Origin of the sequence: Shinella sp. (assembly GCF_052438155.1) — a bacterium.
Taxonomy (GTDB): Bacteria; Pseudomonadota; Alphaproteobacteria; order Rhizobiales; family Rhizobiaceae; genus Shinella.
In genome coordinates this window covers 1-7,935 of the sequence record NZ_JBQVPI010000069.1, presented here as the reverse complement: position 1 = coordinate 7,935, position 7,935 = coordinate 1, and the positions used below count along the sequence as shown (strand labels likewise).

Here is a 7,935-nt window from a genome sequence, read left to right as displayed (position 1 = left end):
GTGAGCAGCCAGAAGAACAGGTGCTTGTCGCCGAGGAACCGGTAGCGCGAGAAGGCATAGGCCGCCGGCAGCGCCACGGAGACCGAAATCAGCGTGTTCAGCACCACGTAGATGATCGAGTTGATATAGCCATTGTACCAGGCCGGATCGGTGAAGATCACCGTGTAGTTCCTGAGCGTCGGATTGACCGGCCAGAGCGAGAACGCCCCGGTGATCTCCGCATTCGTCTTGAAGCTCATGTTGACGAGCCAATAGATCGGCAACATCAGGAAGACGATGTAGAGCGTCGGCACCAGCCAGGACAGGCTGCGCTTGCTGTTGGCGCCGGCCTTGGCGCCAGCGATCACGTTGGATGGCCTACGCTCGGCAGCCGGTCCTATGGTGAGCACACCGGAAGACGTTTCAAGGCTCATCTCTTTCCCCCTTCATTGCCTATCGGCGGTTTTTCTTCATTTCGACGGCGTAACGATCTCATTTCGCGGGCGCATCGCCGCTTGTCATCACCGTGTAGAAGATCCAGGAAAAGAGCAGGACAATCAGGAAGTAGATGATGGACATGGCCGCGGCAGGGCCGAGGTCGAACTGGCCGATCGCCATCTTGACGAGGTCGATCGACAGGAAGGTCGTCGAAGAACCCGGCCCGCCACCGGTGACCACGAACGGCTCGGTATAGATCATGAAGCTGTCCATGAATCGCAGCAGGACGGCGATGAGCAGTACACGCTTCATCTTCGGCAGCTGGATGTAGCGGAACACCGCCCAGCGCGAGGCGCCGTCGATCTTGGCAGCCTGGTAATAGGCCTCCGGGATCGAGACGAGACCGGCATAGCAGAGCAGCACGACAAGGCTCGTCCAGTGCCAGACGTCCATCAGGAGAAGGGTGATCCATGCGTCCAGCGGATCGGCAGCGTATTTGAATGAGATACCCACTTCGGCGAGAAGATACCCCACGAAACCGATATCCGAGCGCATCAGAAGCTGCCAGATCGTGCCGACGACGTTCCATGGAATGAGTAGCGGCAGCGCCATCAGGACGAGGCAGATCGACACGCCGAAACCGCGACGCGGCATGTTCAGCGCAATGAAGATACCGAGCGGAATCTCGATCGCCAGGATGAGGGCGGAGAAGAACAGGTTGCGAACCAGCGAATCCCAGAAACGGCTGGAATCGAGAACCTGCGTGAACCACTCCGTGCCGGCCCAGAAGAACTGGTTGTTGCCGAACGTGTCCTGAACCGAATAGTTCACCACCGTCATCAGCGGGATCACCGCCGAGAAGGCGACGAGCACCAGGACAGGCAGGACCATGAACCAGGCCTTGTTGTTCCAGGTCTTTTCCATGGTTCAAGCCCCCTTTTCGATCCGCCAGCTATCGGCGTAGATATTGATGGCTGCAGGATCGAAGGAGACCCGCGCTTCGGCGGGCACCTCGCCGTCTTCTGCGAGAATCGCGGCGATAGACTGGCCCGCAAAGGTGGCGCGAACGATCTTCTGGCGCCCGATATCTTCCACCTTGGTGATCGTGACGGGATGTCCCTCACGACCAAGGCGCACGAATTCGGGGCGGATGCCAAGTTCGATCCTGGAGGTGCTCGCAACTGCGGGCGCAAAGCCGATGTCCACGCTTTCGCCGCCGATAACCGCCTGCGAACCGTCAAGCTGCATCGGCAGTACGTTCATGCCGGGCGAACCGATGAAATAGCCGACGAAGGTATGGCTTGGCTTCTCGAAGAGTTCGGCCGGCGTGCCGATCTGCACGATCTGGCCGTCATACATGACCACAACGGTATTGGCGAAGGTCAGCGCCTCGGTCTGGTCGTGCGTGACATAGACCATGGTGAAGCCGAACTGGCGGTGCAGCTTCTTCAACTGCGAGCGCAACTGCCATTTCATGTGCGGATCGATGACGGTCAGGGGTTCGTCGAACAGGATGGCGTTGACGTCGTTGCGCACGAGGCCGCGACCGAGCGAGATCTTCTGCTTCTGGTCCGCGGTCAGTCCCTGCGCCTTCCGGCCAGCACGATCGGCAAGCCCGGTCATCTCGAGGATCTCGTCGACGCGCCGCTTCACGTCCATCTCCGCCACGCCGCGATTGCGCAGCGGAAAGGCGAGGTTGTCAAAAACGGTCATCGTGTCGTAGACGACCGGAAACTGGAAGACCTGCGCGATGTTGCGCGCTTCCGTCGGCAGATCAGTCACGTCCTGGCCGTCGAACAGGATGCGCCCTTCCGAGGGATGCAACAGGCCGGAAATGATGTTGAGCAGCGTGGTCTTGCCGCAACCGGACGGCCCGAGCAGCGCATAGGCACCACCCTCGTTCCATTCGTGATTGACTTCGCGAAGCGCGTAGTCGTTGGGCGCCGACGGACGGATGCCGTAGGCGTGCCGGATACGGTCCAGCGTGATGCGTGCCATGGTCCCCTCCTCAGGCGACTTTCGCCATGACCGATCCGCCGTCCGGCCGGAAGGCCATCAGGTGATCGGAATTGACGTAGAGTTCGATGTCCTGCTCGGGCGCGATATCGTGGATACCGTGCGCCAGCAGGACGAGATTGGTGTCAGCGAAGGCGAGGTGCACGAAACTCTCCGAACCGGAAATCTCGGAAACCAGGGTTCGCGCGCGGATCGGCGCGACCGTGCGACCCACGGGCTGGGCCAGCGATATATGATGCGGATGAAAGGCCACCGTGTAGGGACCGTCCGGGATGCCCGCCAGATGCGCCGGCACCGGCAGGATCGGCCTGCCACCGTTCTCGAACGCCCCACCACGTTTCGAGACGGCGACGGTGTTGAGCGGAGGATCGGCAAAGGTGCGGGCGGAGACGAGATGGGCCGGCGCGCGGTAGACATCGATCGTCCGGCCGAACTGGGTTACCCGCCCCTCATGCATGGTGGCGGTATTGCCGCCGAGCAGCAGGGCCTCGGAGGGCTCCGTCGTCGCATAGACGAAGATCGCGCCGGACTCGGCAAAAATCTTCGGCAGCTCGAGGCGCAACTCCTCGCGCAGCTTGTAGTCGAGATTGGCGAGCGGTTCGTCGAGCAGCACGAGGCTTGCATTCTTGACGATTGCACGGGCGAGCGCCGTGCGCTGCTGCTGGCCGCCGGACAGGTTGAGCGGCATGCGATCGAGATAGGGCGTGAGCTTCAAGAGCTCGGCCGCCTTGCGCACTTCGCGATCGATGGTCGCCTTGTCCGCGCCCTTGATGCGCATCGGCGAGGCAATGTTCTCGTAGACGGTCAGCGCCGGGTAATTGATGAACTGCTGGTAGACCATGGCGACGCCGCGCTCCTGCACGCGCACGCCGGTGACGTCCTTGCCGTCGAACCAGACGGAGCCGGCGGTCGGCTTGTCGAGGCCGGCCATCAGCCGCATCAGCGAGGTTTTTCCTGACAGCGTCGGGCCGAGCAGCACGTTGAGCGAGCCGCGCTCGAACACGAGGCTGGTCGGATGAACATGCGTCTCCACGCCGACGATCTTCTCTACATTGCGCAATTCCAGCACGGTAATATCCTCTTAATCCGGTTGCAGCGGCGCATTCAGCCTGCGCAAGCGAGCCGTTCATCGGCGCCCGCCGACCAGAGATCCGCCACCACGTCGATGGCTGCGAGATAGGCCCGGTATTTGTGGGACAGGACGGCGGTACGCGCGGCGTCCGGTTCGAGCCGCTGCTCCACACGAACCATGTTCGCGATCGCCGTGGCGACATCGGGATAGATGCCCGTTGCAACGGCCGCACAGATCGCGGCGCCCTTGGCGCCGAACTCGCTGCCATTCGCAATCTCGACGGGAAGGCCGAGACCATCGGCAAACATCTGCGCCCAGACGGGGCTGCGCGACGGCCCGCCAGCCAGCCGGATGACCTTCGGATCTGCGGCATCCGGCCCGGTGAGCAGATAGTTCATGTCATAACGGTGGGCGAAGACGACACCCTCATAGACGGCGCGCACGATGTCGGCGAGCCGCGCGCCGGCGCGCAGCCCGAGGAATCCGCCAGGTGCACCGCGCGGCCCGTCGTAAAGGAAAGGGAAGAAAAGAATGCCGTTCGGCCGCCCGATGGCCTCGGCCACGAGATCGTTGCAAACGTCGTAGATGCTGCGCCCTTCCAGAAAGGCGCGCTGCGCTTCGGCCGAAAGCATGGTCTTGCACAGCCATTCGAGATTGCTGGCGGAGGTCGGCGTGGCGGTCGTCGCGAGGACCTGGCCATTCACGGGATAGGGTGTCTGAATCGTCGGCAACGGCGCAAGCGACGGCGTGCGGTGCACGGTCGAATGGATGCTGAACGTGCCGGCAACGGCGGCAAGCTCGTTGGAACTGACGGCCCCGGACGCCAGAGAACACCCGACGACGTCATAGACGCCGCGCACCACCGGCGTGCCCGCCCGAAGCCCGGTCGCGGCAGCGGCAGCAGCCGATACCATGCCCACGACCTCGACCGAGGAGCGCACCGGCGGCAATTTGTCGAGCCATCCCTGCATGCCCGCAGCCTCGAAGGCCTCACGAGAAATATCGCCCTTCGTGACGTTGATGATCCCGGCGCAGCCGCCGTCGGTCGGATCGGTGGAGATGTCTCCGCACAGCCGCATGCGCAGGAAGTCCTTGCAAGGCAGCATATGGACCGTGCGCTTCATGACCTCGGGAGCATTTTCCTGAAACCAGGCCATGATGGGAAAGGTCTGGCCTGGCCAGACCTGCTGCTGGATATGGCGGGAGACTTCGGCGGCCAGTCCCGTCCGCTTCCAGCGTTCGATCAACGAAATGGAGCGTGTGTCGGTGGAGACGAGCCCGTTGCTGACCAGGTTGCCGGCCGCATCGACGAAATAGGCGCCCCCACCATATCCGGATGGCGTCACGGCGACGATATCGGCCGGGTTCGTGCCGGTTTTCTCCAGAAGCGCCTGCAGCGACTCGCACGTCGCCCGCCACATGCCGTCCCCGTCACGCTCCGTCCACCCCTCGTTGGGCATCAGCATGATGTTGGGCCGGCGCTCGCAAGCAAGCTCGTTCCCCTTGACGTCAAACAGCACGACCTTGGTCATCGTTCCGCCAGCGTCAATGCCGATCAGGCGCTCTCGCATGGTTGCTCCTCCCTTGCCGACGCACTGTCTCCACACAGCGCCAGAACCCGTGGTTCCCATCGGCTTCATTCCTCGGAGGGTAAGCTATTTGACGGGTCTGAATTGTCAATCGAATTCGTAAGGAAATTTTTTACAGGAATAACAAGCTGATTTAAAACAATAATTTTTGTAAGCTCTTTTATGATTGCGAGCATTAGGCTTTCAAAAGTAATAAAATGTCATTATAGCACGGCCATGACATGAGCATGAACGGCGAGAGGGACACATGCGCAACAGAGTGGAAGCAATTGCCGCATTGAAGGCTGCTGCAGCCGGCGAACCGATCCTCATCGTCGGCGGCGGCATCAACGGCATAGGGCTCTTTCGCGACCTCTCGCTTCAGAACGTACCGGCACTTCTGGTGGACAAGGCCGACTTCGCCTCCGGTACGAGTGCTGCACCTTCCCGGCTGATCCACGGGGGGCTTCGGTACCTGGAAACGGGAGAATTCGCCCTCGTGCGCGAGTCCGTGATCGAGCGCAATCATCTTCTGGGCAACGCTCACCATCTCGTAAAACCCCTGCCCGTCTGGGTTCCGGCCTTCAACTGGTTTGGCGGCGTGCTTTCGGCCGGCCTGCGCTTCCTCAAGCTGAAGAAGACGCCGGGCGCCAAGGGCATATTGGTGATCAAGCTCGGGCTTGTCTTCTTCGATCGCTTCGGCCGCGCCAACAATACGATGCCGGGCCATCGGATCGTTTCGCGTGGCGAATTGCGCCGGCGGATGCCGAGCCTCTCGCCGAGGGTCAGCGCCGTTGCCGAATATTACGACGCGCGGCTCGTCCATCCCGAGCGGCTGGCGCTGGAGCTGATAAAGGATGGCGAACGCGATTGCCCCGCATCGGCTGCCGTTCCCTACATGGCGCTTGCCGGATCCGACGGCGAGACGGTGGTGCTGCGCGACGAACTGAGCCATGAGGAAATCCGTCTCCGGCCGCGTCTTGTCGTCAATTGCACCGGCGCCTGGGCGGACGAGGCAAACCGGCAGCTCGGCATCGAGGGCAGGCTGATCGGCGGCACGCGCGGCTCTCACCTCGTCATGCGCCGCCCGGACATTTCCCGCCAACTCGCCGATGGCATGCTTTATTTCGAAACGCGTGATTTCCGGGCTTGCCTCGTTTACGCGCTCGATGCGGACCATATCCTGCTCGGCACCACCGACATACGCGCCACGGATCCCGACTGCGCCACCTGCTCGGAAGAGGAGATCGACTATCTCTTCGACGTTCTGGAGCAGGTCATGCCAGGCTCGGCAGCTAAGCGGGAAGAGATCGTCTTCGCCTATGCCGGCATACGGCCCCTGCCCTATAGCGGCGAAGCGACGACCGGAGCGATCAGCCGCGACCATTTCCTGCGCGAATTCGAGCCGGACGGGACGCGGCGGTTTCCGGTAGCCACCCTCGTCGGCGGCAAGTGGACGACCTACCGCGCCTGCGCGGAGCAGATCGCCGATTCCGTGCTGTCGCGCCTTGGCTTGAGCCGCCGGCACAGCACGCTGGACGCGCCTATCGGTGGCGCCGCCAACTTTCCGAATGATGCAGCAGGTCGCCAGGAGATCGCCCGCATGCTCGCAACACGATATGCTCTGGATGAGACGGTGGCCGCCGCACTTGTACGCCGCTATGGCAGCCAGGCGGAAGACGTTGCAAAGCGCGTGGCCGCTGACGGCGGGGAGAGCATCGACGAAACGGGTCTATACCGCGCGGGCGAAATCCGCTGGATCGTCGCGCAGGAGCGGGTGACGCATCTCGCCGACATCGTCTTGCGCCGCACCCTCATGCCGTTCGAAAACGCCGTGACACAGGCGAGCCTCGAAAGGATGGCGCAGATCGCCGGCGAGGCGCTCGGCTGGGACGCAGCACGACGCCAGCAGGAAATATCCGCGACGGCCGCCACGCTCGAAGGGCGCTACCGCGTCCGCATCGCCCCCGGCACTCCTGCCGCCGCCCTTCCCAACGCATCGTAGAAAGACCGGACATGCCCCCTGACATCAGGCAGCTTCTCGCTGGAAACTGGAAAATGAACGGCACGAGCGTCTCGCTTGGCGAACTGCGCGCCATCGCGGCTGGCATAGCAGGACTGCCGGATACCTTCGACACGCTTGTCTGCCCGTCCGCCACGCTGCTCGAACGAGCCGTTACCGAAGTTCAAGGCGGCCGACTCCTCATCGGTGGGCAGGATTGTCATTTCGAACGGGAAGGCGCCTCAACCGGCGACGTTTCGGCGGAAATGCTTGCCGATTGCGGCGCGCGTTTCGTGATCGTCGGCCATTCCGAAAGGCGAACCCTGCATGCGGAGACCGACGAACTCATCCGTCGGAAGGCGGAAGCCGGCGTGGCAGCCGGCCTTGTCGCGATCGTCTGTATCGGCGAGACGGAGGAAGAGAAGCTGGGCGGGCGCACGCTCGACGTCATCGAACGCCAGCTCAGGCAGTCGCTGCCTGACACGGCAACGGCGGCAACCGTCGTGGTCGCCTACGAACCGGTCTGGGCGATCGGCACCGGGCTGACGCCGACCGCCGCAGATGTCGAAATCGTGCACGACTTCATGCGCGCCCGCCTCGAAGACCGCTTCGCGACCGAGGGGCGGCGCATGCGGATTCTCTACGGTGGGTCCGTCAAAGGCAACAATGCTGCGGGACTGATGGCCGTCCGCAATGTCGATGGCGCGCTCGTCGGGGGTGCGAGCCTCAAGGCGCAGGATTTCCTGGCGATTGCGCAGGCCTTCGCACAAGTGGCAGGCCGCTGACATGGTCACCATTCTCGACCGCACCAACCCTTCACCCGATGCCAAGCGGGTGCGCCACCCGGAAAAGGCCAACCG

At 62.8% G+C, this 7,935-nt stretch carries 6 protein-coding genes and 1 pseudogene; 2 read left to right on the top strand and 5 right to left on the bottom strand.

Translation table 11 applies throughout. The features are described 5' to 3' along the window. The 5 genes and pseudogenes from ACT6VE_RS34075 to ACT6VE_RS34055 form a co-directional block, all read right to left on the bottom strand. A pseudogene (locus ACT6VE_RS34075) lies at positions 1 to 413 on the bottom strand (hypothetical protein); the annotation flags it as partial. Positions 414 to 471: 58 nt separating this feature from the next. Next, complete coding sequence (locus ACT6VE_RS34070; RefSeq protein WP_444802578.1) at positions 472 to 1,341, bottom strand: carbohydrate ABC transporter permease; 870 nt, start codon at positions 1,339 to 1,341, stop codon at positions 472 to 474. 3 nt (positions 1,342 to 1,344) lie between these two features. Next, entirely contained in the window at positions 1,345 to 2,415 is a 1,071-nt protein-coding gene (locus ACT6VE_RS34065) for an ABC transporter ATP-binding protein (RefSeq protein ID WP_444802577.1), read from the bottom strand. A gap of 10 nt (positions 2,416 to 2,425) precedes the next feature. Next, positions 2,426 to 3,502 carry an ABC transporter ATP-binding protein gene (locus tag ACT6VE_RS34060; RefSeq protein ID WP_444802576.1) on the bottom strand — a complete coding sequence of 359 codons (1,077 nt, stop codon included), beginning with the start codon at positions 3,500 to 3,502 and terminating at the stop codon, positions 2,426 to 2,428. 35 nt (positions 3,503 to 3,537) lie between these two features. Next, positions 3,538 to 5,076 (bottom strand): FGGY-family carbohydrate kinase, encoded by a 1,539-nt coding sequence (locus tag ACT6VE_RS34055; RefSeq protein WP_444802575.1) that lies wholly within the window; start codon positions 5,074 to 5,076, stop codon positions 3,538 to 3,540. A 265-nt stretch (positions 5,077 to 5,341) separates the two neighbouring features. Between ACT6VE_RS34055 and ACT6VE_RS34050 the strand changes: the two genes are divergently transcribed. Then, positions 5,342 to 7,078 (top strand): glycerol-3-phosphate dehydrogenase/oxidase, encoded by a 1,737-nt coding sequence (locus ACT6VE_RS34050; protein WP_444802574.1) that lies wholly within the window; start codon positions 5,342 to 5,344, stop codon positions 7,076 to 7,078. 11 nt (positions 7,079 to 7,089) lie between these two features. Then, positions 7,090 to 7,860, top strand: a complete 771-nt coding sequence (gene tpiA, locus ACT6VE_RS34045; protein WP_444802573.1) for a triose-phosphate isomerase — start codon at positions 7,090 to 7,092, stop codon at positions 7,858 to 7,860. The last annotated feature ends 75 nt before the right edge of the window (positions 7,861 to 7,935 follow it).

Coding starts and splice junctions, on each gene's coding strand:
- ACT6VE_RS34065 (WP_444802577.1), bottom strand. CDS start 2,415: ATGGCACGCATCACGCTGGACCGTATCCGGCACGCCTACGGCATCCGT.
- ACT6VE_RS34050 (WP_444802574.1), top strand. CDS start 5,342: ATGCGCAACAGAGTGGAAGCAATTGCCGCATTGAAGGCTGCTGCAGCC.
- ACT6VE_RS34055 (WP_444802575.1), bottom strand. CDS start 5,076: ATGCGAGAGCGCCTGATCGGCATTGACGCTGGCGGAACGATGACCAAG.
- tpiA (WP_444802573.1), top strand. CDS start 7,090: ATGCCCCCTGACATCAGGCAGCTTCTCGCTGGAAACTGGAAAATGAAC.
- ACT6VE_RS34070 (WP_444802578.1), bottom strand. CDS start 1,341: ATGGAAAAGACCTGGAACAACAAGGCCTGGTTCATGGTCCTGCCTGTC.